This window comes from Bdellovibrio sp. HCB209 (assembly GCF_047306065.1).
GTDB lineage: Bacteria > Bdellovibrionota > Bdellovibrionia > Bdellovibrionales > Bdellovibrionaceae > Bdellovibrio.
Window position 1 is genome coordinate 652,750 of sequence record NZ_CP178618.1, and the last position, 26,561, is coordinate 679,310.

Annotated in this window: 21 protein-coding genes; 17 read left to right on the forward strand and 4 right to left on the reverse strand. The window is 45.5% G+C overall.

The annotated features are described in order from the left end of the window. Nucleotides 1–17: 17 nt before the first annotated feature. Nucleotides 18–767: a hypothetical protein gene (locus ACLVWP_RS03180; RefSeq protein ID WP_413560040.1), complete on the reverse strand. Its 750-nt coding sequence runs from the start codon at nucleotides 765–767 to the stop codon at nucleotides 18–20. A 189-nt stretch (nucleotides 768–956) separates the two neighbouring features. Here ACLVWP_RS03180 and ACLVWP_RS03185 point away from each other — a divergent pair, with 189 nt between their 5' ends. The 7 genes from ACLVWP_RS03185 to ACLVWP_RS03215 are packed head-to-tail and all read left to right on the forward strand — an operon-like array spanning nucleotide 957 to nucleotide 11,557. Beyond that, on the forward strand, nucleotides 957–2,051 hold the full coding sequence (locus ACLVWP_RS03185) for a hypothetical protein (protein ID WP_413560041.1): 1,095 nt from the start codon (nucleotides 957–959) through the stop codon (nucleotides 2,049–2,051). A 39-nt stretch (nucleotides 2,052–2,090) separates the two neighbouring features. Continuing rightward, on the forward strand, nucleotides 2,091–3,053 hold the full coding sequence (locus ACLVWP_RS03190) for a hypothetical protein (RefSeq protein ID WP_413560043.1): 963 nt from the start codon (nucleotides 2,091–2,093) through the stop codon (nucleotides 3,051–3,053). A gap of 26 nt (nucleotides 3,054–3,079) precedes the next feature. After that, nucleotides 3,080–4,174, forward strand: coding sequence for a hypothetical protein (locus ACLVWP_RS03195; RefSeq protein WP_413560045.1), 1,095 nt, complete (start codon nucleotides 3,080–3,082; stop codon nucleotides 4,172–4,174). Nucleotides 4,175–4,180: 6 nt separating this feature from the next. Next, nucleotides 4,181–6,910, forward strand: a complete 2,730-nt coding sequence (locus tag ACLVWP_RS03200) for a PD-(D/E)XK nuclease family protein (protein ID WP_413560046.1) — start codon at nucleotides 4,181–4,183, stop codon at nucleotides 6,908–6,910. Continuing rightward, on the forward strand, nucleotides 6,886–9,969 hold the full coding sequence (locus ACLVWP_RS03205) for a UvrD-helicase domain-containing protein (RefSeq protein ID WP_413560048.1): 3,084 nt from the start codon (nucleotides 6,886–6,888) through the stop codon (nucleotides 9,967–9,969). The genes ACLVWP_RS03200 and ACLVWP_RS03205 overlap by 25 nt, the downstream gene beginning before the upstream one ends. Nucleotides 9,970–10,027: 58 nt before the next feature. Continuing rightward, nucleotides 10,028–10,777: a ribonuclease HI gene (gene rnhA / locus ACLVWP_RS03210; RefSeq protein ID WP_413560050.1), complete on the forward strand. Its 750-nt coding sequence runs from the start codon at nucleotides 10,028–10,030 to the stop codon at nucleotides 10,775–10,777. A gap of 6 nt (nucleotides 10,778–10,783) precedes the next feature. Continuing rightward, entirely contained in the window at nucleotides 10,784–11,557 is a 774-nt protein-coding gene (locus ACLVWP_RS03215) for an SDR family NAD(P)-dependent oxidoreductase (protein ID WP_413560051.1), read from the forward strand. Nucleotides 11,558–11,593: 36 nt separating this feature from the next. On the opposite strand, the gene ACLVWP_RS03220 is transcribed toward ACLVWP_RS03215, so the two are convergent. Genes ACLVWP_RS03220 through nadB form a run of 3 tightly spaced genes read right to left on the reverse strand, consistent with a single transcriptional unit; the run spans nucleotide 11,594 to nucleotide 14,690 of the window. Further along, nucleotides 11,594–12,178, reverse strand: coding sequence for a hypothetical protein (locus ACLVWP_RS03220; protein WP_413560053.1), 585 nt, complete (start codon nucleotides 12,176–12,178; stop codon nucleotides 11,594–11,596). Next, the gene (locus tag ACLVWP_RS03225) at nucleotides 12,175–13,029 is read right to left on the reverse strand and encodes an alpha/beta hydrolase (protein WP_413560054.1); all 855 of its coding nucleotides are present in this window, start codon (nucleotides 13,027–13,029) and stop codon (nucleotides 12,175–12,177) included. The genes ACLVWP_RS03220 and ACLVWP_RS03225 overlap by 4 nt, the downstream gene beginning before the upstream one ends. Before the next feature lie 47 nt (nucleotides 13,030–13,076). Then, nucleotides 13,077–14,690 (reverse strand): L-aspartate oxidase, encoded by a 1,614-nt coding sequence (gene nadB, locus ACLVWP_RS03230; protein WP_413560055.1) that lies wholly within the window; start codon nucleotides 14,688–14,690, stop codon nucleotides 13,077–13,079. Nucleotides 14,691–14,808: 118 nt separating this feature from the next. On the opposite strand from nadB, the gene ACLVWP_RS03235 reads away from it, so the two are divergent. The 10 genes from ACLVWP_RS03235 to cysE are packed head-to-tail and all read left to right on the forward strand — an operon-like array spanning nucleotide 14,809 to nucleotide 26,553. Beyond that, nucleotides 14,809–16,974, forward strand: a complete 2,166-nt coding sequence (locus tag ACLVWP_RS03235) for a sensor histidine kinase (RefSeq protein WP_413560056.1) — start codon at nucleotides 14,809–14,811, stop codon at nucleotides 16,972–16,974. Next, a complete protein-coding gene (locus ACLVWP_RS03240) occupies nucleotides 16,975–18,462 on the forward strand; it encodes a GGDEF domain-containing protein (RefSeq protein ID WP_413560057.1) in 1,488 nt (495 codons plus the stop codon). Nucleotides 18,463–18,476: 14 nt separating this feature from the next. Beyond that, nucleotides 18,477–19,649: an alanine racemase gene (gene alr / locus ACLVWP_RS03245; RefSeq protein ID WP_413560058.1), complete on the forward strand. Its 1,173-nt coding sequence runs from the start codon at nucleotides 18,477–18,479 to the stop codon at nucleotides 19,647–19,649. Beyond that, entirely contained in the window at nucleotides 19,649–20,485 is an 837-nt protein-coding gene (locus tag ACLVWP_RS03250) for an MlaE family ABC transporter permease (RefSeq protein WP_413560060.1), read from the forward strand. The genes alr and ACLVWP_RS03250 overlap by 1 nt, the downstream gene beginning before the upstream one ends. Next, nucleotides 20,486–21,250, forward strand: a complete 765-nt coding sequence (locus tag ACLVWP_RS03255; RefSeq protein ID WP_413560061.1) for an ABC transporter ATP-binding protein — start codon at nucleotides 20,486–20,488, stop codon at nucleotides 21,248–21,250. It abuts the gene before it with no gap. Next, on the forward strand, nucleotides 21,247–22,614 hold the full coding sequence (locus tag ACLVWP_RS03260) for an MlaD family protein (protein WP_413560062.1): 1,368 nt from the start codon (nucleotides 21,247–21,249) through the stop codon (nucleotides 22,612–22,614). Before ACLVWP_RS03255 ends, ACLVWP_RS03260 begins: the two co-directional genes overlap by 4 nt. Nucleotides 22,615–22,617: 3 nt before the next feature. Beyond that, on the forward strand, nucleotides 22,618–24,372 hold the full coding sequence (locus tag ACLVWP_RS03265) for a tetratricopeptide repeat protein (RefSeq protein WP_413560063.1): 1,755 nt from the start codon (nucleotides 22,618–22,620) through the stop codon (nucleotides 24,370–24,372). Next, nucleotides 24,372–25,073 carry a hypothetical protein gene (locus ACLVWP_RS03270; RefSeq protein ID WP_413560065.1) on the forward strand — a complete coding sequence of 234 codons (702 nt, stop codon included), beginning with the start codon at nucleotides 24,372–24,374 and terminating at the stop codon, nucleotides 25,071–25,073. The genes ACLVWP_RS03265 and ACLVWP_RS03270 overlap by 1 nt, the downstream gene beginning before the upstream one ends. Further along, entirely contained in the window at nucleotides 25,073–26,035 is a 963-nt protein-coding gene (locus ACLVWP_RS03275) for a 3'-5' exoribonuclease YhaM family protein (protein ID WP_413560067.1), read from the forward strand. The genes ACLVWP_RS03270 and ACLVWP_RS03275 overlap by 1 nt, the downstream gene beginning before the upstream one ends. Then, nucleotides 26,035–26,553, forward strand: coding sequence for a serine O-acetyltransferase (cysE, locus tag ACLVWP_RS03280; RefSeq protein WP_413560069.1), 519 nt, complete (start codon nucleotides 26,035–26,037; stop codon nucleotides 26,551–26,553). The genes ACLVWP_RS03275 and cysE overlap by 1 nt, the downstream gene beginning before the upstream one ends. The last annotated feature ends 8 nt before the right edge of the window (nucleotides 26,554–26,561 follow it).

The window sequence follows — 26,561 nt, forward strand, 5'->3', positions numbered from 1 at the left end:
GGTTTCCCGGGCTTTTTTTATTTCCACTTAGCGATAAGTTCTTTTCCGAGAGCCACCAGGTCAGCTTGGCTGACCGAACTGATATCAGAGATACCAGCCGCTGTTAGAGCTTGATCAATGGGACCGCAAATATCTTTATTGGATTTGCTTGTACCGCAAGTGACAGAATAAACCGTCGTAACCGCACCAGCGATATCCTCTACAACTTTCTCAGCTTCAGCTGGCGTTAAAGAACCACTTCCATTAAGTGAGTCTGTAACGTCGTCAATGATAGTCTCAATGTCACTGCCTGTACATGAATCGATTGATGTACAAGATCCCAAGATGCTTGAAGATACGCTTGCAAGTACTGTCGCACTTTTCGCCATCGCACCCATCAATGCAAATCCTGGCTGACCGGATTTAGAGCAAAGGTCCGCAGCGTCGCTCGCATAGCTTGAGTCACCACCCATATTCAACAAACTAAGAAGCTCAGTGCTGGAGTTAGAGCCTGAGTCTTCACCAATCGATGACAATGCTTTCGAAAGATTTTCCGGAGTTGTAATACCCGAATCGATAAATTTAGCACTGCATCTCAAGGCATAGCTATGAGGAGAAGATAAGCTAGCAAGTGAAGACACGCAGCTGTCTGCTTGACCTTGGCTTGCTTGGTCCAGACAAAGCTGGGCTTCCATAAGTTTGTCTTTATCTGAATCCGCGCTGCAGGCTGAAAGTGTAGCCATGAAACCCAGACCAGCGATCAATGCTGTGAACTTTGAATTAGCCATCGCAAAACTCCTCGGACGTATAACCATTTTGTTTGCTATATGATTACTTATCGGACTTTCAGCGGGGGGCTTAACACTAGACCTTGCTCCGTATTTTAATGAGATGTCTCAATGTGAGGCTGAACCCGACCGATAAGAAGTTAGACGAAAAATTTCAATTTTTCGCGAACTTATCGAGCGGATGGAACTATGAAACGGATTTTATGGATCGCCCTCATTCAAATATTCTTGCTTATCGTGTGCACCTTTGACGTGAACGCGGCAGAACGACGTACCTTCTATTCAGGTGTGCGCTGCCAGGCAATGGGCGGAGCTTGTTTAGCTGTTGTGAATGATGAAACTGCGTTGCTGGTGAATCCAGCGGGTTTGGGTAAATTAAGAGATTTTTATGGAACTTACTTCGATCCGGAGTTGGATCTGAATCAAACTGCGATGAGCAGCTTTACGGCCTCACCAACGAAAAATCCATTCAGTCTTTCAGATGTGAAGGATTTCTTAAATCAAAATCGTGGATCTTATTATCATGCGAAGGGGCAAGTGTTCCCGTCGCTGGTTGCTAGAAATTTCGGTATCGGTATTTACAATAACTATTTATTAGATGCGCAGATGAGTGATGATGGCTCAACTATCGACACTTATTATCGCAGTGATTTGGCCCTGGTTTTGGGATTTAACTTCCGTCTGTTCGATGGCCGAGTCAAATTAGGCTTTAATACAAAACTGATCGATCGTATCGAAGCAGATAATCGTACGTTAAGTTCAGTAGGCGCTTTGGATTACGGCACGATTGCCAGTTCAGGTGTGGGACTTTCCACTGATATCGCATTGATGTTGTCAGCTCCATGGCAGTATCTTCCAACGATCACAGCAGTGCTTCGTGATGTGGGTGGAACGAGCTTCAATCAAACAGATAGCTTCCGTCAGTCTACATCAGGGACAGGTGAGCGTCCCACTTTGGTAAAGCAAGATTTAGATGTAGCCGCAGCGTTGTTTCCAATCCACACCAATTACGTAAGATCCGCATGGACAGTCGAGTACCGTGGCTTATTAACATCATCTGATGAAGAGGATAAGGCCAAACTGATTCATGGTGGGATGGAGTTTAACTTCGGAGACGCGTTCTTTTTGCGTGCAGGTTATAATCAAAGGTATTGGACCGCAGGCCTTGAGATCGCATCTGAGCGTTGGCAATGGCAATTTGCTAGCTACGGCGAAGAAATCGGCACCTCCGCATCACCTAAAGAAGATCGCAGATACAATATGAAGTTCTCACTCAGATTCTAGGAAGGTATGAGTATTTTTAAACGCGTGCTTATTTTAATAATGACATTATCGATCACAACTTCTTGTGGTACCGAGAATGTATTGTCAGAGATGTCCAATAAGGAATCTGACGCCGCGTATTTTATTGATGCCAAGAAAAAGCTAGATGAGATGGAGTGGGATTCTACTATTTCCATTGTTACCACGAAAATGTCAGCGACCTACCAAGGCCGCCGCGACGTAAAAATGATTTTAGCTTCAGCTTATGCTGGTAAGTGTGGGTTGATTTTTGTCGATCTGATTCATGGAATGACGAACAATACGGCGACCGAGCTTTTCCAATACTTCATGGGTATTTGGGGTGGCCGAACTGTTAATCCAGATTCGTGTGAAAGTGCGATTGCTGTTCTTCAGGGAATTGGTCCCGCTGCAAGTCGTACGACCAATGAAAATCTTTTCTTAGCTCTCTTAGGTGTTGCTCGTATCGGTACGAATTTGTCGGCAAAATTGGATGCTGGAACTCCAGATGGAGCGAAAGATGCGGATGCTACAGTTTGTGATGAAGACCAAACGGGTAATATATCAGCATGGCCAGATCCAACGCCATTACCGCCATTTCCAGCTGTGCCGCCGGGGCTTAATCACTATCTTCAATCGTCAGATGTAAAACGTGTTGCTGCAGGGTTGGGACTTGTTTTTGAAAATATCACGGCTTTAACCGATGCATTGGGTGGTGGTACTACGATTGATGCGATCGGTGATATGGGCGATGCTTGCGATGAAGCTCTTCAGGCTATCGCAGGTCCTTCGGCTTCTTGTTCTGGTATGGTGACTCCTGATGATGTGAGTGATGAAATGGTCTACGCCATGAGAGTCATGATGGACACTTCTGACTTTGGATTTGGCGTGTGCAGTATTGATGACACCGCGACGTTCATTACAGATTTCACGGCGACACCTGCAACAACTCGCCCAGGCGCAACGGTATGTTGTCGTACGGCGAAACCACCGGGGGTGCCTTAGTGCTGCGCTCGGTACTCTTTTCTTTCATGGTGCTGTTTTCAACTTCGGCAATGGCTCAGTCACTCACTGAATTCGCACGCAATGCCAGATCTCTGGGAATGGGTGGAGTTTACATTCCTTTCGTGAGTGGAGCAGATGCGGTTTTCTATAATCCTGCGGCACTCAGTAAAGTTGAAGGACTGGATATCAAATTGGCCGAAATCGGCGTGAGTTTGAATTCCCTGTCTAAAGAAGATATCGATGAACTACAGAACTTCGACCCGAATGATCCGAATACCTATAACAGTCTTTATGGAAAACGCGTTTGGCTTCAAGCCACAGCGAAAGCCGCAGTGGCTGTCGGGAATTTTGCCGTGGGATACTTGCAAGATGCGGAAGTTTCTTTGGAGCTTCACAATCCGACATACCCGCAATTTGAAACTTATTTCAGACACGATACTGGTTATTATCTGGGATTCGCGCTTCCGATTGGTCCCGGAACACATCTGGGGATGGCTGCGAAAAAATTGAATCGTTGGGGTGGAGTGATGCAAGAGCTGTCGCTGACCGATGTTTCCAATGCGAGTACCATCGATGATATCGGAAGTCGTTTTGATGACAAGGGTCAGGGCTACGGGATTGACTTGGCTTTGGCGACGACGATTGATTTGCCTCTGTTAAAACCGACAGTTGCTTTGGTTTGGCAAGATGTGGGGAATACAGCTTTCACGAAAACCGAAGGAGATGATTCTCCACCTCACATCACGCAAAATTTAAGTTTGGGTGCGGGTGTGACCCTGGATTTACCGGGAATTGATTTGTCTGTAGGGGGCGAAGTTCGCCATCTTTTGGAACCAGACATCGAAACGGGCAAGAAATTCCATCTGGGCGCAGAGGTTTCTTTACCAGTTATTGATCTTCGCGCGGGCTTCAGTCAGGGCTATTTCAGCTATGGCGCAGGGGTAAATCTATTCATTCTTCACATTGATGCTGTAAGTTACACGGAAGAGCTAGGGGCTTATCCGGGGCAAACATCAGATAATCGTTATATGGTCAGCGTTGGCGTCGATTTAAGCTTTGATGCTGACTTCAAATTCACAGATAATCAGGGTAAAAGAAGGAAGCTAAAACAACGCCGGTAACCCCTGATGTTAAAAATCGTCCCTATCGAAAATCGCTCGCAAATCAACGAGCTGTTTACAAAATATAATCCACGCGAACAGTCTTGGCTGGTTTCGGATTTGCGTACCAAATTCGAGCTTCAGCAAAAGATTTTGGCTCGTGATAGTCAATACGTGGACGAATCCGTTCTGCGCGCCAGCGATTTGTGGAAGCTTCTTTTAAAACGTCTGGAACCACGCTTGCGTTTGGTGAGTGATCCCTTCGCACGCTCCATCTTGCGTACAATCTTGGATGAAAATGCCGAAGCCCTGGGCGTGAACTCTTCCGCAGAGGACACGGTGTTTTCTTATATCGACCAGATGGCAGCGGTGATTTTCCATCCCGAGGGAACTCAAAAACTCAATGATTGGTTCGAGGAACATCCCGAAGCAAAAAATCGTTGGGGTGCGTGGTACTTGCGTGCGCGTTTTTGCGCAATCCAACTTTTAGAAAAGTACAATATCATCACAGCCGACTGGATCACAGCTTACCTGCAATCCTTCAATGAGCTTGAGCGAGTATGGGATATTCCTTTGATCGTTGATTTGAGTGGTGAGATCTCCCGTGTTGAGGCCGAGATTTTAAGAACACTGTCTCGCTCGATCGACGTGATCGTTTTAGAACCAACTCCGAAATGGCGTGAAGAGTTCCGTTATCTTTTAAAGCCGTATGAAGATTTAAGAGCGCAAAGTTCCGCAGTTGAAAAACTGCATGCGGTCGATCTGAAAGAAAAGACCAAAGAAGTCCTGCGTTTTTCAGGGATGCTAGCTGAGATTAAAAATTCTGTGGGCCAAGTTCGTAAATGGCTTGAAGCTGGAATTCCGGCTGAAAATATCGCAGTGATCGCCCCTGATATCGAACAATACTGGCCTGTTCTGCAAGCGTATCTCAAAGAAGAAGGCATTCCCGTTCAAAAGGACATCACTCACAAGGTACAAAGTCTGCCATCGGTGACTCGCTGGTTGGCCACGTTACGTGCGAAGAGCGGTCGTTTGTCTTCATCAGATCTAGAGATTTCATTCTTTGAAAAGAATGAATCCCAAGCCCTTCGTTACGAGGACTTTAAAGCTTTGTTTAAAAGCATGTATGTGAACGAGGATTTGGCCCGCAATGAATTGATACATAAAATTTATTACGAGCAGATTGATTTAAGTGGTTGGGTTGTTCGCGATGAATTTGTAGCAAAGGCTCTGAGCTTCTGGGGATCTCACGATACAGAAGTCGTGCAAATTATTTTGCGCGAGCTTTTACAAAACGCCACGGCCAATACCAAACTTATTTGGAAAGAGTGGCTCAGCTATCTGGAAAGCATTGTCGCTGCCAAGGAGTACTCTTTGGAAAAAGGCGAAACCTCCGGCGTGCTTGTTACGAAGCTAATGTCTGCATACAGCGAAAAAGCTTTGTACCGTATTTTCGTAGGCCTGACGGATGAATCCCTCAGAACGCGCAATAAAACGCAGCTTTCTGGCACAGACTACTTTGATTTAGCCAAAGACATTGGTTTCTATTTGGATAATCCAGATCAAAGTGACCTGGCATTTGAATTGAAACTTCTTTCGGAAGCCGCCTCTGTTCACGATATCTATTGTTTTGGTGGGACAGACTTGTCGGGCACTCTTTGTTCGCCATCCACATTCTGGATGAGTCTGAACGAAGGCCATATGAATGAAACCCTGACAGTTCCGATGGAAACTCGTTGGGATGAGATCCAATATTCCTCTGAAGGTGCCAAAAGAAGCTGGGTTGATGGCCGAGTTGCTGAAATCGAAAATAGAATCCAACTGGATTTGGGCAAAGCAGAGTTGCCATTAGCACAGCTTAAAAAACTTCCAAGCATTTCAGCGTCAGCGATTGAAACATATTTAGAATGTCCGTTCGTATTTGCGGCACAAAGATACTTTAAGCTGAAAGATCTGCCTGAAGTGGATTTGGATGTCGATCATCGCACGCGCGGGCAGCTGGCCCATGCTTTATTCGAAAAGCTTACTCAGGAGCCGATGCGTTTTGATTGGAAAACTGATGAGCTTGAACAGATCCTAGAAACTGTTCGCAAGGACAAAGGCCTTTTGTTCGCTGATGAACGCTTGTGGCAGCCGCTTCGCAAAAAACACGTTCAATTGGCACAAAGATTCCTGGATTTTGAAAAAACTTGGCGCCAAGAATACAATCGAACAAAAACCTTAGCGCGTGAAAAACGCTTCGAGTTTCACTTGGACCCAGCAACGGGATCTTTGACGAAGGAACCAAGCGATAACACCTTCCGTATTTCAGGCTCTATTGACCGCATTGATTCCGATCAAGACGGCAATTTGGTTTTGTTGGATTATAAGAGTTCTGCGGGTGGAATCACTGCCCATGGATCTTGGCTTAAAAACAACGAGCTTCAACTTTTGTTTTACATGTGGGTGATGGAAAAATCCCTGATGGAAGATCTTAAAGGCGAAGTGATTGGCTTGTTCTATTATATTTTCCGTACCTTTGATCGCAAAGGTTTCCGTATCAATGACAAAGCAGGAAGTTTGTATCCTGCGACTCGCACCAAAGATAAAAATGCCACGCTTGAAGCTAAAGAGCTTTACTTGGTCGAGTTCACAAAAATATTAATGGCGACGTTAGAGCGCATCCGTCTGGGGGAAATTCGCCCAGTGCCCGTGGATACACAAATCTGCCCTAGCTGTGAATGGAGAAGACAGTGTCGAGCACCTCACCTCAATTAAAAAACACTATTCTTCGTGCCGGAGCCGGGGCGGGTAAAACCACGACTCTTACGCGTCTATTTTTGGATTTTGCGAGCGACTTTGAAAAGGCTCACAAAAAATTCCCACGCATCGTTGTTACGACATTTACACGTAAAGCGACTCAAGAGTTGAAAGAGCGTTTGTCAGCTAAAGCTCTTGAAGAAAAGCGCGAAGATCTTTTCCACTTTGTGAATTCGCGTTCACAAGTTCAAATTTCGACAATTCACGGTGTTTTAAGTCTATTCCTTTCTCGCTATGGATCTGCAATTGGCCTTACGCCTGATTATAAAATCATGAGCGATGCCGAGATCCGCCGTGGTGCCCGCAAGATCATGCGTAAGCACATTTTGGAAATTCCGACACTTCAAGAACTGTTGGAAGAGTATGAATTCAGTGTCATCGAAAATGCGTTGATGCAGTATTTTGCTGAAAGAGTCGTTTTCCCAGAAGCTCGCTTTATCACAGCAGATGAACAAGAAGCTGAAACTAAGAAACTGATCAAAGATATCGGTGGCCGACTTAAAAGAGTGTGCCTTGAAATCGATCAGGAAACTGATAACGAGAAATGGAAAGAGTACGTCGCAAACCTGTGGTCCTTCAATTGGGATGCTCAAGATTTGGGGCAGTTCTTTGGGTTGTTGCAAGGTATGTGGGATGGCTTAACTAAACCTCAGTACCGCAAGGCCTCTCCTCCATTTAGTGCGAGCTTGAACGAAGAGCTTGAAGAGCTGCGCGACCGTATCGATAAACTTTTAGAGTCCGCTCGTTATCGTCCTGAATTCTGGATGAAGCATCAAAAGAACTGCGAGCTGTTTGAACAGCTGGCGACTCTTTTCTGTCAGGATTTGATGCAACAGAAGCTTGAAAATGGCTTGCTGTCGATGTCCGACCTAGAAACTTTAAGTTATAAAATTATCAAAGAATCCCCTGAATCAGCGGTTAACTTTTCGCAGGAATGGGATTTCTGGATGGTCGATGAGTATCAAGATACCAGCCCCATTCAGGTGGAAATCTTAAGCAATCTCGTCGGTGAAAAGCCGATCTTTGTGGTGGGTGACCCTCAACAAAGTATTTATCTTTTCCGTGGTGCCAGATCTGAAGTCTTCCAAGAAAAAGTGGCAGAGATTCAATCCCAAGAGGGCGATGTGCAAGTGAAGCTTGTGAACTATCGTTCTTCACCGGAGGTTTTGGAGTTCTTTAATCATTACTTCACGCGTTTGGATCGCAAGCAGTTTGCTTCGATGACCCCAGATCCTAAGAAAGAAAAAAAAGGTCCCGCAGATCCAGTGGTTCAAGTCTTGGTGACCGAAACCACAGCAGAGGACGAAGTTTCCAAGGAATACTTGGGCACTGTTGCACGTATTCAAGAGCTCTTGAGTGAGGGTGTAAGCCCCGAGCAGATTTGTATTCTTTCACGTACGCACAAAGTTTTATCTGATATCGCTAAGGTGGCCCAAGATCACGGTGTGCCTTTGCAACTACATAGTGGCAGTGGTTTTTACGAGCGTCGTGAAGTTTTAGACGCCTTGTCGATTTTGAAGTTCTTGGTGAATCCGCATGACAATGCCAATTTAGTGGCCTTGTTGCGCTCACCTTGGTTTGTGATGTCTGACTCTGAAATTATGGATCTGTGCCATAGCTTCAAGCATTCCTTCTGGAGAGAAGCGCAAAAAACGTTGGATGCAAAATCGGCGTCTCATCCGTTGAATATTTTGAAAGTTCTTTTAGAGACTAGCGAAGAAAAAGGTCTGTCATTCACTTTGAAAAGTGCCTTGATTGAACTGGGTCTATTTGATTACTCCGCTCGTATTGATTCCACAGGCCGTCGCGAGGCGAATTTGTGGAAAGTAGTTTCCTTGCTAGGAGACGAAGAACGTCGTCCTGGATTTAACTTCCTCGATTTCTTAGATTCAAGCTTAGATTCCTTATCGACGGATGAGGGTGGTGAAGATTCTGATGCCACTCCAGTGATTGAGCCAAAACGTGTGAACTTCATGACTGTCCATGCTTCAAAAGGTTTGCAGTTTGAACACGTTATTTTGCCGGGCATGGGTAAGGACCCACGCGCAAGTTTTGCCCCAGTGATTTCTTTCGCAGAAAAAACCGGTCAGTGGACATTGAAAATCCGAGATGAAGAAACGCAAATGCTTGCTGGCAGTATTCTAGCTGATCAAATCATGGAAGAGCTTCGTCGTCGTGAAGGCGATGAGTTCCATCGTGTTTTGTATGTGGCACTGACTCGTGCAAAATCCGGTGTGACTTTGCAGTGGGATGAAAAGAAGATCGGCAAAAAATCCTGGGCGGCTTTGTGTCCTTTGAATATCGAAGAAGGCCTTCACGAAGAAGCGGATTTTTCGTATGTCGTTCGTCGTGAAAATCCAGAACCAGTAAAAATGGCGGATCAAGAGCTTGCTCAGAAAGCCTTGCGCAAACCATGGCAGATTCCACAAAAAGAAGAAAAGCGTAAGCATATTTCAGTCACAGCACTGGTAACGCCAGAAGCAGCTCAAGGATCTGACTATGTTCCATCTGTTGCGCAGTTGGCCCCAGGTTTGGCTCGCGCTCAACAAGGGACGACGGCGCATCGCCTGTTTGAATCGTTGAAATTTACGTCTTATCAAGATCTCTTGAAAATTTCAGATGAGGATTTGAAAGCGCCACTGACGTTCCTGGCTGAGACCGAACAGTTGCCGTTGTTAAAAATTATTGAAAACGGTTTTGTGGAGTGGGGTTTTGCTTTAGTTGAACAGAATGCTTTGATGCAAGGTCAAATCGACTTGTGGGGCATCGTTGATGAAACAGCATGGCTGGTGGATTACAAAACCGGTTCACAACGTTATTCCGAAACTGCGTTTAAACAGTTGGAAGCCTACACTTGGGCGCTTTATCGCATGAAGTACCTAGATCGCGTGAAAACAGTGAAGCTTGCGGTTGTGTATCCCATGGATGAAATCGTTAAGATCAAGGAAATTCCGGCGCTCGCTGAGTTGAATACACGAATGAAGTCGCAGATTTCCGATTATATTAAGCAGTCTTGATAGCTACGCAGGCGTCCAGCAGTTGACTCAAAGACACCCTCTGGTCGACGATCTAAGGGTGAATACATCTCGTGGTTATATCCAAATTTTTTCTGACGGAGCTTGCTCCGGCAATCCTGGTCCCGGCGGCTGGGGTTCTGTTGTTCTTTTACCTAACGACAAAGTTGTTGAACTGGGTGCGGGCGACCGTGCGACAACAAACAATCGCATGGAGATGAAAGCCTCCATCGAGGCTTTGCGCTATGTTTCTGACATTCCGGGACCTGTGCATTTCTACACAGATTCGACTTACGTTATTCGCGGAATTACTCAGTGGATTTTTGGGTGGAAAAAACGTGGTTGGAAAACAGCGGAAGGTGCCGAGGTTTCAAATCGCGATTTGTGGGAAGAGCTAGGGCAATTGGTGCAAGCACGTGGTGCCGGCAATAAAGTAGACTGGCGCTACAGCCGTGGTCATATCGGTATTCCCGGCAATGAGCGCTGCGACCGTATCGCCGTGGCTTTCTCGCAGAATGAGTATGTGAACTTGTATTCAGGAAGCTTAGAGAACTATCCAATCAATATCTTGGAAATTCCTAAGGACTTTTCTTTACCGGAAATGAAATCTCCGACAGAGAAAAAAGCAGCATTTAGTTATATAAGCAGTATCGGTGGCATCGTTTATCGCCACAAAGATTGGCCCTCTTGCCAAAAACGAGTCAGCGGTCAGTCGGGCGCGAAGTTTAAAAAGTCCACATCTGCCCAAGATGAATTAGAGATTTTAAAATCTTGGGGACTTCCTGCCACGACAGCTATCAAGGAAGGATAGTGATTTATGGAAATCTCAGGACGACATATTCTAATTACAGGAGCTAACAGAGGTATCGGTCGCGCATTTGCAAAAATGTGTGCCGAAGACAAAGCTCATCTTCATTTGGTGATTCGTAACGAAGATAAAAATCTGGTTGAGGAGCTAACCGCTGCGGGCGCAAAGTCAGTGACGGTCTGGCAGGCAAATCTAGCCGAGCGGAATGCGGTGAACAAGCTGATTCAAGATCTTAAAGCGATCAATATCGATATTCTTTTCAATAATGCCGGGCAATTGACGGGTGGGTTGTTAGAAACTCAATCCATCGATGAAATTTACGAGATGTTGCAAGTGAATGTGAACAGTTTGATTCACCTGACTCACGGTTTGTTGCCAGGGATGCTAGAGCGTAAGCGCGGTAAGATTATTAATAACTCAAGCGTCGCAGCTTATATGTATTTTCCATCCAATACGACGTATGCGGCTTCTAAAGCTGCGGTTGTGGCTTTCACACAGTGTTTGCGTGCGGAGCTTAAGGATACGGGCGTTTCCACTCTATTGTTGATCACGCCGGGAATTAAAACGCGCATGTTTGAAAAAGTGGTCGATGTTTTTGGTAAACATATGGAAGTACCGAATGAAACTATCTCGCCAGCTCAATATGTAAAGATGATTCGCGAAGCGATCTTGCATGATTTAGAAGTGCTGGAGCCATCGGGACTGACAGGATGGGCTTTGAAGGCTGCGAAATTTGTGAAGCCTTTATTTGATTTTGAAGTTTCACGCAGATTTCATCGCTAAAGTGATAAAAGAAAAGGGGACTCAAGGTCCCCTTTTTTATTTCTTATTGTAGTTCAGAGTTCCGGATCCAACAGGCCCTGTGACAGTGACCTTCATTTCTTTGCCTTCGATCGACTTCATTGCGACCGGGAAGGTAAGAGCGTAGGGAGTAAAGAAGCGGTTGTGTGTCGGATAAAGACTTACTAGCTCTGCCAAAGGTGATTTGATCCTAGTCACCTTGCCTTGGTAGCGACGACCATCGACATCCAGGAAGATCTTCCACAATGTCGTATCTTTCTGTAGATCATCGTTTTTAACATTCGGAGTATAGAAGCTTAGGAAAAGCTCAGTCTCTTTGTTCAGGCGAGCATCGCGTTTGATTTTCTCGTCCTGAATTTTTGGTTCATCCCACAAGTAAAAACGCGTCAGTTGATCAACTTGAGCATCCAAAACTTCAGAGTTTAGAACCACAGCTTGCATTTCTAGCAAGTTGTAAAGGCCAGAGTACTTAGTTGTGCGATCCGTATTTTTATCCACGATAGAAAAATACTGATCTTCAGTGCGAAGGGCGCGACCACTTTCCGTGATTTCGTAAGAAGCGCATCCAGTAACTAACAAAGACAGAGCTAAAATATATTTCATGAACGAGACTCCAAAACACTATCCAGAAATCTTTTAATATCAGCAAAAGCCGTCGCACGCATTACATCGTTCACAATTTCATGCTTAGCATTAGGGTAAATTTTGATTTCTTTGCGTTTGCTGCCCAGGCGATCAAAGAAATGCATGGATTCAGGCGTATTGCAGACCGGATCTTTTTCTGGAAGAACAAACAACGTAGGCTTTTTGATTTCGTTAGCGCGAGGTCTGACATAGTCCCAGTTCTCAAGCATGCCAACAAAAACACCCGGCGACATTTTCACGTGGCGAAGAGAATCTTTTTCGTACTCACGAATAACTTCAGGGTCACTCGTCAAATCAGAATTTTTGATTTCATTTCCAAGTGTCAGTTGCGGGAAAATTTTATTCATCACAAATGCAGCTGTGGATTTTGCCAAAGGCACTTCCAATGACAATCCCAACAACGGTGCACTCACGATCAAAGCATCGTAAGCCACATCAGGATTTTTCATCAAAGTTTTAAACTCAATCAAAGCGCCCATGGAATGACTGAATAAAACCACGGGACCTTTTTTAACTTTTTCAATGGATAGAACTTTATCTAAGAAAATTTTATGGTCTTTGCAGTAATCATCAAAGTGCGCAGCGTATCCGCGGCGACCATCAGAGCGGCCGTGACCGCGAAGGTCCCAAGCATAGAAAGACCATTGGTCGTTCGCAAAGGATTCAACCAAGCGATGATAACACTCGGAGTGTTCACCGTGGCCGTGAGTGATGATGATTGTTCCTTTAGCGTTGGGATTGTCCCAAACTTGAAAGAACAAGTTGGTATTGTCGAAACCTTTGAAAAAGCCTTCTTCTCTTTTGAGCATGAATTTAGATTGCCGCTTGGTCTAGCTGAACACAAGGTTTTTTAGGTCTAGATCAGTCCACGAACGACAATAGTATCGTGAGGAGTTTCCTGTTGTTCACGATAGTCGATGTTGTAATGAATCCCACGACTTTCCTGACGACGAAGAGCACACTCCACCGAAAGATGGGCTACAATCGCAATATTACGCAGCTCCAAAATGTCAGAGTGAATTTTCATGTTGGAATAGTATTCTTTTACTTCGGCCAGGATATTTTCCAGACGATGTTGGGCGCGCTCTAAACGTTTGTTGGAGCGAACGATTCCCATATAATTCCACATCAAGCGACGGATTTCCTCCCACATGTGGGTGATCACAATCATCTCGTCGTCATTGGCCTCTTCAGGATGAGTCCAGGATTTAGGTTCTGTCGGGAAGAATTTAAAATCATCCCAGTGTTTTTTAAGTTCAGCAGAGCAGTTGTGGGCTGTCGTTAAGCATTCCAAAAGAGAATTGGAGGCCAAACGGTTCGCACCATGCAGGCCTGTGCAGCTTGTTTCGCCGATGGCCCACAGTCCTGGAATATCTGTGCGACCGGATTCATCAGTCAGTACGCCACCGCACAAATAGTGAGCGGCGGGAACCACAGGAATCGGTTGCTTCGTCATATCGATGCCAAGCTCGTTGCACTTTGCATAGATCGTTGGGAATCGTTGTTTCAAAAATTCTGAATCAAGCTTGGTCATGTCTAAGTAAACGCACTCAGCACCGGTGCGCTTCATTTCTTTATCGATGGAGCGAGCAACCACATCGCGGGGAGCGAGAGATGCAAGGTTATGATACTTGTGCATGAACGGCTCGCCCTTGGCGTCGATCAAAACGCCGCCCTCACCACGCAAGGCTTCGGAGATCAAAAAGTTGCGAGAGTTCGTGTGGAAAAGACAAGTGGGGTGGAATTGCATGAATTCCAAATTCGCGATACGCGCTCCCACACGGTAAGCCATGGCGATGCCGTCACCCGTCGCACCACTCCAATTGGAGGTGTAAAGGTAAACCTTGCCGGCTCCACCCGTTGCAAGGATTGTGTTTTTTGCTACAAAAGTGTGCACTTCCCCAGAATTTTTATCGAGTGCGTAAGCGCCGATGCAAGCTACGGGGTCCATGTCATTGGGATCGACTTCTTTGTTCACAATCAAGTCGATGGCGTTAAAGCGTTCCAGCAGAGTGATGTTTTCGTGTTCGCGAACTCGTGCTAACAAAGTTCGGTGAATTTCTAAACCTGTTTGATCTTCGAAGTGCAAAATGCGGCGAAAACTGTGTCCGCCCTCGCGCGTCAAATCTATCTGATCGGTTTCTTCGCTGCCTTTTTTGCGGAGGTCGAAATGAACACCCCAGTTTATCAAATCCTCAATACGTTCAGGGGCTTGATGTACATAGTTATGGACGACAGTCTCTTTGCAAAGGCCCGCTCCCGCCACCAAAGTGTCTTCGATATGAGCTTCGAAGCTGTCTTCGCCCGACATCACGGCGGCGATACCCCCTTGAGCCATAGCTGAATTGGTATCAGTCATCTTTTCCTTGGCAAGGACGATCACTTTGCCATGCGAAGCCATTTTTAGAGCTAAAGCAAGCCCGGCAGAGCCAGAGCCAATAATCAAAACATCACTGCGGTGGGTACTCATAATGCTGCCTTTCTAAATCCTTTTAGTGGCTTTGGCAAAGGAGTCTTGCTTGATTCTTATCACTTTCTAAAACTACAATGATATCAATGATCTTGCGGTGTGACGGGAAGGAATCCTGATGAAGTTAAAACTCCTAACGGTGTTGATTGCGGTGGCGGCGCTATTTATTGGCGCGGTCTTGTGGCGAACGGATAGTTTCGTGTACGGCGATCGCATGAGTTGGGTGGAAGCACAAACGCGAACTCAGGTCAGTTCTATTGCTCGTTCTTTGGGGGGCGAGCTTAAATCTTTACAAAGAGTCGTTGCTACTTTCAACGCGGATAACTTTCAAAAAAACCGTATCAATTGGTCCACGATCTCTCCGTACTTTGCTGTCGCTTCGTTGGCAGTAAATGGTTCTGACCTTGAGCCACAAGTTTTAATCACGAAAGATAATTCTAAAGCCGCAAACTGGAACAATGCTTTTGTGAAAGCGGCGTTGGGAAGAATTGAAAACCGCACCAACGATTTGAAATTTTTCGTAAAGCCTTTTCAAGATACAAATCGCGGTCGCTATGTGGCTGTGGTTCTGATCGAAGGCGGTCGTGGATATGCTCTTTTCAGTTCTGGCGAAATCTTTCAATCGCAAATTGATTCCGAGAGAGGCAGCTTAAGTTCATTCTCGGTAGTTACAACAAACGGTCTGACCGTCGGTCACACAATTCCTGAATATTTGGGAACAGTGATGCGCGATGATCCGATGTTCAAAGAGATCGCGAAAACTGGCGCCACTCACGGTGGTGGTGTTGTAACTGCGGATGAAAAATCCAAGCAACAACTTTACGGAATGTTCGAACAAGTACCGCAAACGAATTTGTGGGTTCTAAGTTCAGCTCCTTTGACAGAGGCGCTTAAAGGTCGAACGGGTCTTTGGTGGCAATTCTTGTTACTGGGTTGTGGTTTGGTGCTTGTGGGGATCGCAGCTGTGTTGTGGGTGGTGACTCCCGCTGAAAACAGAATTGTAAAATTGGAAAACGATCTTGAACAAGCTCACAAAAAAGTTTCCGCAGCTCCACCGGTTGAAAAAACTGTGGTTGCTGATCCTGAAACTGCTCAAGATGAAAAAGTTCAAACCTCGATGCGAGTCGCCTCAGCGTTAGCGCATGAAATGCGTGGGCCGTTGAGTTCGATTCTGGGTTACTCGCAAATGATCCTGGCGAAACAGCCGGGCGGTGAGATCACGGAAAACACAGATTCGATTTTGCGTGAAACGCGTGCGGCCCGTGAAGTTCTAAATAAACTTTTGGGTTATGCCGGCGAAGAGATCAAAGAAAAGAACTCCATGAAAGTGGAGGGCCCTTTGGCTCGTGCATTGAAGTCTTTGGATGGCGAATTGCAAAACAAAGGCGTGAAGTTAGTTCGTAATTTCCAAGAAACTGGCGCAATTGATTTGCACTCGGACGCTTTGACGAAAGCTTTTGAAAATATCATCACGAATTCGATCGAGGCGATGGAGCGCATGCCTAAGAAAGAATTGAAGATTGATCTTTTCGAAGATGCAGCGGGAATTCATCTGACTTTCGAAGACTCTGGTGAAGGCATTGATTCTGCGAACTTGGGTAAAATCTTTGATCCGTTCTTTACGACAAGATCTTTCAAAAATCACATGGGCTTGGGACTTTCAGCAGCCTTCGGTGTTTTGAAAGAGCACAATGCGGAAGTAAAAGTGACATCTGAACGTGGCTTCGGCGCCAAGGTCATGATCACGTTTAAGAAAACTCAATCAGTGAGTGTGATGAAAGCCCCAGTGGTTCCATTGCAAGTGCAAGAAGAGCTTACACCGATTCCGGTTGAAGAAAAAATTTCGATTCAAGGGGATGTCTTGCAGTTGAAAGACGAATCCCCACATCGTGACGAAGCAGAGGCTGAATTCCTGGAGGCGAAAGTGCAATCATCTGTTGGCAATCATTCTCCATTGGACGTGAATATCGATAAACTTTTGGATCTTCCAGATGAAGGCACAATCATGGCAGAGGCGGCTCCACGTGTTGAAGTGAAGCCAGCTCCGACAGAAACGGCAGAGCCGGTTTCTGATATCGCTGCAAGTTTGGATTTCGTCGACAGCGCAGCATCTGAAGAAAGAACAGTGATTGCTTCAGCGTTGGACTCTGCGGATGAAGAGGCAGTGCAAGACGAATTTACTCCAGTGAATCTAATCAATGCTCCTTCGGCCCCTGCGCCAGCGCGCAAGTCGAAACTTGATGGCTATCAAGTTGAAATTCGTAGACCGGGAAAGAGGACTTAATTGGATATTCGCGATCATAGCTCTCAATTTACCGTTTATGTTTTCACATCTGATGTGGATCAGGGTGCTGCTGCGAAAGTAGCTCTGTCCCAGGCGGGTTATGATGCGTATTTTATTCAAGATCCTGAGCAACTTGAACAACGTTTGAACGACACTCCTCCGCATTTGTTGGTGTTCGCAACAGCAACATTGGATGGAGCACTGAGTGACTTTGTAGTTCATGTGCAAAAGATCAATGATGAAATTCGCTTTATCGCGATTTCAAATTTAGGTCAGTTCGATATTTTATCTCAATATCAAAGTTTCGGTTTCATGGATGTGATCTCTGATGATCCAGCGGCTATGGACAATCGTGTGTTGTGGGCCGTGGATCGTGCTTGTGAAAAGTTGTTCTTAACAATGCAAAACGAGCAAATGTACGAAGATCTGGAAACAACGAAGCAGCAAATGGAAGATGTCCATGCGGCGGCTTTAAAATCGATGCAACAGCAAGAGCAGGCAGAGAGTCGTCCGGCCTTCCCAATGCGCATTGCTGATTATCGTTCAGCGCAAAGCAAAGAAGACATCATCCAAAGATTTTTAAATAATATTTCTAGCTCTCGTTGTCTGTTCTTTAAATTTCTTCCGTCAGTGCGTAGCTTCGTGGCTACTCACGCAAATGGTGTGGATGCCGCGCAAATTCAAGGCGTAGGTTCACAGCTAACAACCGACGAAATGAAAGATCTGGGCACGCAATTAGCGATGGGATTGATTCCTCCGAACTTCTCGCAAATGGTGGTGGAAGCTTTCCATTTGAATCCGCCGAAAGCGATTCCTCTGTATGCGAATTCGCATCTGGAAGGTTTGTTCGTTTATTCAGGCGGGATGGATGCCAAAGACATCGAGCATCTGAACGATGAATATACGTTGTTTAATCTTTGCTATTCCCATTTCGTTTTAGAGAAAAAAGTCGATGCGTTGGAAGTTCAGGACTTTGTCACTGAGCTTTATAACCGCAACCACTACGTGAAAATCCTCGATGAGGAAGTCGCACGTGGTCGACGTCTGAAGCAGCCATTAGCGATTGTGAAGATCGCCATGGATGATTTTTATGAGATTGAATCATCTTTGGGTGAAGCGGTGAGAGATGAGTTGCTTAAATCGCTCGCAACAGTCATAGCAAAATCCAGCCGTACGAACGATACGAATTTCAGAACTGCCGCCAACGAGTTGACGATGGTTCTGCCTCATTGTTCTAAAAAGGGTGCAGCCCTTAGAGCCGAGAGAGTTCGTCGCGTGGTGGAGGGTAGCTCCTTCCTGGATAACGGAATGAAGATTTCCATCAGTCTTGGTGTCAGCGAATATCCTTCGCTCTGTGACTCAGCTAAGACGTTGGATGAAACAGCGGCCAAAGCATTGGCACATATCGCTGACAAGGGTGGAAACAAGATTTGCTTGTACAAAGCCCCTGAAAGCCACAAGCCTGAATTCGAAATTCCGGCTGAATAGGATTAGTAGTTTTAATGGAAATGTTTCGACGTACTTTTGCGGAAATTAATTTAGACAACCTGACACACAATATTCGTGTCTTGCAGAAAGCTTTTCCGCAAAGATTTCTTTGTCCGATGGTGAAAGCCAATGCCTATGGTCACGGCGACGTGAAGCTGGCTTTGCATTTAGAAAAATTGGGAATTGAAAACCTGGGTGTGTGTTTGATCGAAGAGGGTCTTTTACTACGTAAAAACGGAGTGAAAGCAAATATTTTGGTTTTCCGCGGTTTTGATAAAGAGGGCGCTAAAGCCATTATCAACAACGACATGACAGCGGTTGTGAGTTCTTGGGATCAAATTGAAGCTCTTGAGCAAGTGGCTGATGACAAAGTCCGCGTTCACGTGAAGTTTGATACGGGCATGAATCGCTTGGGTTTCCGAGTTGAAGAAGCACAAAAAGTTTTTGATCGTTTGAATAACCACGCAAAAATCGAAGTGAAGGCATTATGCACTCACTTGTACATTGGTGAAAATGCCAATGAGTTGGATCAGACAAGTGCGCATCAATTGCAGAAATTGAATAAGGTGTCAGAGATCTTCAAATCCATGAACGTCTTCTGCCACGCTTTGAATAGCTCGGGGATTTTGAATCTGATGCAAATGCAACAGGACGGAGTGAAAGATTCCACTCATCCTTTGATGTTACAAAACTGGGGTGTTCGCCCTGGCTTGATGATTTATGGATATAGTTCTTTAGGTCGTCCGGATGTAGGGGATCTTAAACCTGTGATGACTTTGAAATCTGTGGTGAACACGTACCGCCAAGTTAAAACCGGCGAAACTGTGTCCTACGGAGCAAAATGGACCGCACAACGTGAATCGGTCATTGCGGTTGTTTCGATTGGTTACGGCGATGGTTATCATCGTTTGTTGTCCAATCAGACGCATGTTTTATTTGCGGGTCAACGCGCGCCGATCACGGGCACGGTGTGCATGGATTATTTGATGATTGATGTGACGGACATCGTGGCCGGGAAAGATTTGAACTCCTTCAAGGACAAAGAAGTAACTTTGTTCGGTTGGGATCCAGAGGGTCATTTGTTGTCAGCTGATGAGATCGCGAAAAAAGCGCACAGTATTTCCTACGAAATGCTGACGGGCGTGGGTGAACGTGTGCCACGTGTCTATGTAGGCAAGGGGATTTAATGAGTTCGCAAAGTCTCGTGCAAAAAACTGCGATGGTGATTTCCTGGGTGGGGGCTTCAGTTATTGATGTCTCCAAAGATTTCATTCAGGAAGTCGGTCGAGTGACGCTTTTCTTTACGGAAAGTGTGCGTTTGATATTCGCAAAGCCCTCGAGATTTCCCGAAGTCATCAAACATATGGAGTTCATCGGAAACCAATCGATCTGGATTATTTGTCTGACCGGTGGTTTTACGGGGCTTGCATTGTCGTTGCAGATTTATTTAGGTTTCAAAATGTTCAATGCCGTGAACATGGTAGGCCCGGTTGTGGCTCTCGGGATCACTCGTGAGTTGGGTCCGGTGTTGACGGGATTGATCGTGGCCGCTCGTGCCGGAGGCGCCATGGCGGCGCGTTTGGGTACGATGCGTGTGAATGAACAGATCGATGCTTTGGAAGTGATGGGCGTTAATACCAAGCAGTACTTGATTGCTCCGCGTATGCTCGCGGCATTCATCTGTATGCCATTGCTGACGGCGGTGTTCGACTTTGTCGCGATGATTGGTAGCTGGTTTTTATGCGTAAAAATGGTTCAGCTTGATGAAGCCATTTTCTGGCAAAAAATCCGCGACATGATCGAAGTAAAACATATCAACGAAGGTCTTTTTAAAGGCGCTGTCTTCGGAATTTTCTTTGCGTTGATCTGCACGTACCGCGGTTTCAATACTACGGGCGGAGCGAAAGGCGTGGGCGATGCGACCAATCAGGGCGTCGTACAAAGCATGGTTATGGTTATTATTATGGACTACTTCCTGACGATCTTGATTCGTGTTTACTACAGCTTCATGGGAGCATCTTAGATGTTTCAACAAGCGGCAGTCCAAATTAAGGACCTTAAAAAAACATTCGACGGCAACGATTTCATTCTTAAAGGAATCGATCTTGAAATTCCTAAGGGCAGTTTGACGGCGATCATTGGTTTTTCCGGTACTGGGAAAAGCGTGATGCTAAAGCATTTGCTGGGTTTGTATAAACCGACATCAGGCTCGATTGAAGTATTGGGCCAAGATCTGAATAAAATGAGCGAAGACGATCTAACTCGCTTCCGCCAAAAGTTCGGCGTGCTGTTTCAATCAGCGGCGTTGTTTGATGATATGACAGTGCTAGAAAACGTATGTTTTCCACTATTTGAGCATCGCAGAGATCTTAAGGAGTCCCAAGTCCTTCGTATAGCCGAAGACAAGTTGCACCAGGTCGGTCTGGACCCTAAGCACTACAAAAAACTGCCAAGCCAAATATCCGGTGGTATGCAAAAGAGAACGGGTCTAGCACGTGCTCTCGCCCTAGATCCAGAAATCTTAATCTATGATGAGCCGACCACGGGTTTAGATCCCATTCTGACTGAAATGGTAGATAATTTAATCCTGGATACTCATAAGCGACGTAATGGGCAATTGACCTCAATCATGGTTTCACATGATTTGTCCGCCGCGTTTAGGATTGCGGATCATATCGCGATGTTAGATAGTGGCAGGGTTTTGCTATTCGGGACTCCAGAGGACTTCTTCAATACCGATATCGAATTGGTTAAGAAGTTCGTGAATAAAGGGATGAAACATCAATGAATTGGCTTCGCGCTGCAGAGTTTAAAGTAGGTCTATTAGTGATCGTTGTAGGATCACTAATTGCCGTCATGTCCATGCAGGTGAGCGAAGATCCTTCGTACCTTGGTCGTTCAAAAAAAGCTTGGTTCTTGATTCCAAATGCAGGTGGCTTAGTTAAAAATTCGGCGATCCGTTCTGCTGGTATTCCAGTGGGCGTGATCAAAGACATCCGTTTGCAAGATGGCCAAGCTCGCGTTGATATCACGGTGAAATCCGATGTTCCGATGACAACGTCGGCGGGTATCGAAATCAAAGCTCAAGGTATCTTGGGTGATTCTCATATCGAAGTTTACCCAGGCTCCCCAACAGATCCACCTCTTCCAGACAACGCACAGATTTTGAATATCAAAGCGGGCGGATCTCTTGAAGGTCTTTTGCAACAAGTGGGCGATGTGGCCTCTTCGTTGAAGGTCGTTGCGAAAAATCTTGAGGAAGCCACAGCGGCTGACGGAACTCGTGCCCATGTTTTGGGTCGTATCGTTAAAAACGTCGAAGTGATCACTCAAGACTTGGCGCAAATGACATCCGAAAACAAAGACAAGATCGGCGATATCGTGGATGAAGTTCACGACATCACATCAAGTCTGCGGGAAGTGATGACTGATGACAGTGATACAGGTCTTAAGAAAACATGGGCTCGCTTGGCGCAGACCATGAAAAACTTGGATGAGATCACAGGCAAAATCAACCGTGGTGAAGGTACGATCGGTAAACTTGTCAGCGATGAACAAACGGCTGAAAAAGTGGATAATGCGATCGATGGCTTGAACGACATGGTGGGCGCAGCCAGCAAAATCGAAACAGCATTTGATTTCAAAACAGAATACTTGGGTGAAGTCGGTAACTGGAAAACAACAGTGGGTGTTAAGATTCAACCTGGTTTGGATCGTTACTACTACCTAGCAGTTGTGGATGATCCAGTGGGTGTTGTTGAAACGACGAAATACGATTACTCGGGCACTCCGCCACAAGGCTCTGCACAATACTCTGAAAAGAAAACTTACGAGAACAAACTTAAGTTCACATTGTTATTCGCGAAAAACTTCTGGGATCTTACTCTTAAAGGGGGTGTGATCGAGAACGGTGGCGGTTTCGGTGTGGATTACTACTTCTTCCGTCGTAAGATCAAATTCACGGTGGAGGCATTTGACTTCACTCGTACGAATTTGCGCGGTTCTTTGAATTACTACTTCTATCGCGGTCTATACGTGAACGCGGGTTGGAATGATGCCTTCAACAAAAACGATGCGAGTTCTTCATTTGTCGGGGGCGGTCTTTACCTAACCAACGACGACTTAAAACTCCTCTTAACGAAGGGGCTTTAAGATATGGCGGTTGAGGTTTCCAATACAGACAAAGTTTGGCTAATAAAATCCTCAACCAGGATTCTGGGGCCATTTTCTGTAGAGGAAGTTGCAACTCTTCTAAAATCCCGCCAAGTCTCAATCATTGATGAAATTCGTTTGCCGTCAGGACGTTGGAGTTACATCCGCGAAAATCAACGTTTCATGGATATCGTAAGAGCCATCCGTGAAGAACAAGACAACGCTCCTGACAACACGATGACTCAGTCTGTTCCGCACAATACGCAGTTCACAAAAACTGAACCGACGGGCGATCATGACGAGCAAACTTTGACTCCGGTTCCTCCGAACTCGTCGATTCCGCAAATGAAAGACGTGGCGTCTGTTTCAGAAAGACCACTGACGGGATCTGCTTTGCCAGGGGCAACAGCCAGCTATGGTACGGTCAATGATTCACGTGTTCAGGATCAAATTCGCCAAAAATCAAATCTTCTGCGCATCTTGATTGTCGGGGCGGCGGCCATCGCAGTTCTTGCGATCTATGTGACTCTTGGTAATCGTGAAGCGGGTCATAATTTCAACTTTGAAGAACTGATCAGCAGAGCCATTCGTTATAAGAGCGTTGGTTTATATAATAAGTCTTTGATGACTTATAAAGCGGCCGTTGCGAACAAAGAAGCCGACCTAGACACACAAATTCAAATGGCGCCTGTTTTGATCTCTGAAGATCGTCAGACTTTACAAGGTCGTCGTATCTTGGAAAAAGCTATTGCTCAAGAAAGCCGTCAGCGTTCGGATTTAGTGGATGCTTATCTAGGTATCGCTGTTTCCTATATGATGGACGGTGATCTGAAAGAAGCAGAAAACACTCTGCAAAAAGCTTTGGGTCATGAACCGTTTAATGTTTCAGCGCTATTGAATCTTGCGATCGTGGAGTTGAAAAAAGGAAACTACAAAGAGGCGATTCATAAATTTGAAAACGTCTTGGCGAAAAATCCGACATCGACGATGGCGACTTACGGTAAGGCGATGTCTGCGATTGAACTTGCTAAATCGACTCATGATACAAATCTCTTGAAGCCGATCATGACGGAGCTAGAGACGGCTCTTAAGAAGTCCCGCACTCTTCGTCAGGAAATTTCGTTGTTACTTATTTATGGTTACAACATGTTGGGTGACGTGGATGCGATGAACAGCGCGATTGTGAAGTTCTTAAGTGAGCCACAAGGTGTGTTCCAGCTGTACACTCATCCTTTGAATGTCGACTGGCGCTTTATCCAGTGGGATTACCTAGAAAAATACTGTGCTGAAGTTTATGGAAAAAGTATCCCTTCGGCAGAGCTTAAAGCGGTTCGTGCTATCTGTTTGATGGAAGTAAACCGTGACTCTGATGCCGAAAAGATTCTGGGCGAAGCTGTCAGCGAAGGACCTAAAGATCCTTATGTGATGGTGGCTCAAGCGGGTTACCTTTATAAAGGTGGTCGTTATCCAGAAGCTATGTCGATCCTGAAAATGCCTGAGGTGACAAGTCTAGCAGTGCGCGATCGTCTTGCTGGAGATATTTGTATCGCCACTCATGATGTGAATTGTGCTCAAACGGCATTCACAAAACTCTATGAACGCAACCCGAATGATGGCGCAGCCTTTTATGGACTCGCATGGGTTGTTATCAAACGTAAGGATCGAAACGCTGCCTACAACTATGTAAGGGCGGGCTTGCAAGCAGAACCCACATTCATACCTCTGTTAGAAATGAGGGATCAATTGGAGGCTGATTAATGAATCAGCCTTTTCTGCTTTTCTTAACAAGTGCTCTGTTGGTTTTGAGCGGTTGCTCAAAGACAGCGGGCTACCACGTTGAAGAATATAAGACGGTTAAATTTGAAGACGTTCCACCGGATTTGAAAATTCCCACGAAAGCTTGGGAGTCGTTATCCTTCAAAGCACCTGCGGCTCATGGCGAACATGGCGCTGAGGGTGGTGGTGAACACGGTGGCGGCGAGGGAAAAAAAGAATCTGCTAAAGAGATCGTTTTTTCTGACGTAACAGTGTTTTTGGTCGATAAAAATCCTGGTGTTTTAAAAAGCGAAGCCTTGAGATTTGAACTTCCACGCGGCGGGGGAGAGATTGATCTGTCCCAGTACGTGAATGACCTTCAAGGTTCGTTCTATGTAGGCTTTGAATTTCCAGCATTCACTGAAGCGAAACAGAGCAAAGTTCTGTTCATCAGTAAAGCGCGCAAACGTCGTTTGGGCGAATCTGTTTTCGGTGCTGGTTGCAATCAAGTTTTAGATATTACGACAAAGTTCAATTTAGCGATGAAGGGTGAGGGACTTAAGGTCAACACCACTCGTGAAAGACATCTGAGTGTCTTGGGCGGAACATTTTTGTTTTCCGCAGAAAAAGCAGATGGAATTTACGTAGCTCAAGTTTCCTTTGTTGATCCAGAACATAAAAATCTTTTCTGTGAGGGCCACTGATGCAAAAACAAACAGTTCAGAGTCTTCAAGATAAAGATGCCGTAGATATGCTTTTCTTGGTTAAAGAAAAGAATGTTGGCGTCGGTAAAAACGGACGTCCGTTCATGGGTTTGCAGTTGGGTGATGCCACCGGCACCATCGATGCGCGCTTGTGGGACCGAGTGGACGAGTTAGCTCGTCAATTTGAAACCGGTGATGTTTTGAAAGTGAAAGGGCAAATTCAGCTCTTTCAAAATCGTAAGCAGCTGGTCATTCATCGCTTAGAGCGAGTTGAGCCGTCGACAGTTAATTTTGAAGAATTCATTCCAAAATCTTCGAGAGACACTGAACACATGTTTGCGGAGCTTCTGCAAATGGTGCGTTCAATGCGCAACGATCACTTGAAACAGCTTATTTTGGACACGTTGGAAGACCCAGAAATTCGTCCGCGAGTTCTGCGTGCTCCGGCTGCGAAATCAATCCACCATGCGTGGGTGGGAGGATTGCTAGAGCATATCCTTTCGATTTGTAAGATCATGGACTTCATGGGAACACATTATCCGTTCTTGAATCGTGATTTACTTTTATTCGGAGCTATTTTTCACGACATCGGAAAATTGTGGGAGCTTTCCTACGACAATGGCGTTTCCTACACGGACCGTGGTCGTTTGTTAGGTCACATGCAAATCGCCTGTGAGTTGATTGATAAAAAATCCGCTCGCATTTTAGGCTTCAGCGAAGAGCTGCGTGATATTTGTAAGCATATAATCTTGAGTCATCATGGCAAGTTGGAGTACGGTTCTCCAAAACGTCCTAAATTTTTAGAAGCAATGATTGTAGCAATGGTTGATGATCTTGATAGCAAGGTTGCGACTTTAAAAACAATCGTTGATGGTGAACGTGGCTCTGGCGAGAAGTGGTCTCGCTATAACGAATTATTTGATCGTTATTTCCTTCTTGATGATTTGAACGAGAAATATTGATGTTCGGTTTATGGAAACGCTTCAAAGCGTTGTTAGATACTTATAGAGCTTATGATCCTGCAGCTAAATCTTTGTGGGAGATTGCGCTTTTGTATCCAGGTCCCAAGGCCTTGATTATGCATCGTCTGGCCCATCTTTTTTATAAAGCAGAACTTTATTTCGTCGCACGTTTTGTCGCAGAGATCTCTCGTTGGTTGACGGGAATTGAGATTCATCCCGGTGCAACTTTAGGTCGTCGTCTGGTCATCGATCATGGCTTTGGTGTCGTGATTGGTGAAACCGCTATTGTGGGTGATGACTGCGTGATCTTTCACGGTGTGACTTTGGGTGGAATCAAATTTGATCCGGTAAAACGTCATCCCACTGTCGGCAATAAAGTCATGATCGGCACAGGAGCTAAAATTTTGGGTCCTATCATGATCGGTGATGGAGCTATGATTGGTGCGAATTCAGTTGTAGTTAAAGATGTTCCAGCGGGTGCAACGATGGTCGCTCCACTGGCGCAACAGCTAAAATAAACTTACGC

Bases quoted from the DNA above. Each gene is read 5' to 3' on its own strand.
- ACLVWP_RS03180 (WP_413560040.1), bottom strand. From the start codon at position 767: ATGGCTAATTCAAAGTTCACAGCATTGATCGCTGGTCTGGGTTTCATG.
- ACLVWP_RS03185 (WP_413560041.1), top strand. From the start codon at position 957: ATGAAACGGATTTTATGGATCGCCCTCATTCAAATATTCTTGCTTATC.
- ACLVWP_RS03190 (WP_413560043.1), top strand. From the start codon at position 2,091: ATGACATTATCGATCACAACTTCTTGTGGTACCGAGAATGTATTGTCA.
- ACLVWP_RS03195 (WP_413560045.1), top strand. From the start codon at position 3,080: ATGGTGCTGTTTTCAACTTCGGCAATGGCTCAGTCACTCACTGAATTC.
- ACLVWP_RS03200 (WP_413560046.1), top strand. From the start codon at position 4,181: ATGTTAAAAATCGTCCCTATCGAAAATCGCTCGCAAATCAACGAGCTG.
- ACLVWP_RS03215 (WP_413560051.1), top strand. From the start codon at position 10,784: ATGGAAATCTCAGGACGACATATTCTAATTACAGGAGCTAACAGAGGT.
- ACLVWP_RS03220 (WP_413560053.1), bottom strand. From the start codon at position 12,178: ATGAAATATATTTTAGCTCTGTCTTTGTTAGTTACTGGATGCGCTTCT.
- ACLVWP_RS03225 (WP_413560054.1), bottom strand. From the start codon at position 13,029: ATGCTCAAAAGAGAAGAAGGCTTTTTCAAAGGTTTCGACAATACCAAC.
- nadB (WP_413560055.1), bottom strand. From the start codon at position 14,690: ATGAGTACCCACCGCAGTGATGTTTTGATTATTGGCTCTGGCTCTGCC.
- ACLVWP_RS03235 (WP_413560056.1), top strand. From the start codon at position 14,809: ATGAAGTTAAAACTCCTAACGGTGTTGATTGCGGTGGCGGCGCTATTT.
- alr (WP_413560058.1), top strand. From the start codon at position 18,477: ATGGAAATGTTTCGACGTACTTTTGCGGAAATTAATTTAGACAACCTG.
- ACLVWP_RS03250 (WP_413560060.1), top strand. From the start codon at position 19,649: ATGAGTTCGCAAAGTCTCGTGCAAAAAACTGCGATGGTGATTTCCTGG.
- ACLVWP_RS03255 (WP_413560061.1), top strand. From the start codon at position 20,486: ATGTTTCAACAAGCGGCAGTCCAAATTAAGGACCTTAAAAAAACATTC.
- ACLVWP_RS03260 (WP_413560062.1), top strand. From the start codon at position 21,247: ATGAATTGGCTTCGCGCTGCAGAGTTTAAAGTAGGTCTATTAGTGATC.
- ACLVWP_RS03265 (WP_413560063.1), top strand. From the start codon at position 22,618: ATGGCGGTTGAGGTTTCCAATACAGACAAAGTTTGGCTAATAAAATCC.
- ACLVWP_RS03270 (WP_413560065.1), top strand. From the start codon at position 24,372: ATGAATCAGCCTTTTCTGCTTTTCTTAACAAGTGCTCTGTTGGTTTTG.
- ACLVWP_RS03275 (WP_413560067.1), top strand. From the start codon at position 25,073: ATGCAAAAACAAACAGTTCAGAGTCTTCAAGATAAAGATGCCGTAGAT.
- cysE (WP_413560069.1), top strand. From the start codon at position 26,035: ATGTTCGGTTTATGGAAACGCTTCAAAGCGTTGTTAGATACTTATAGA.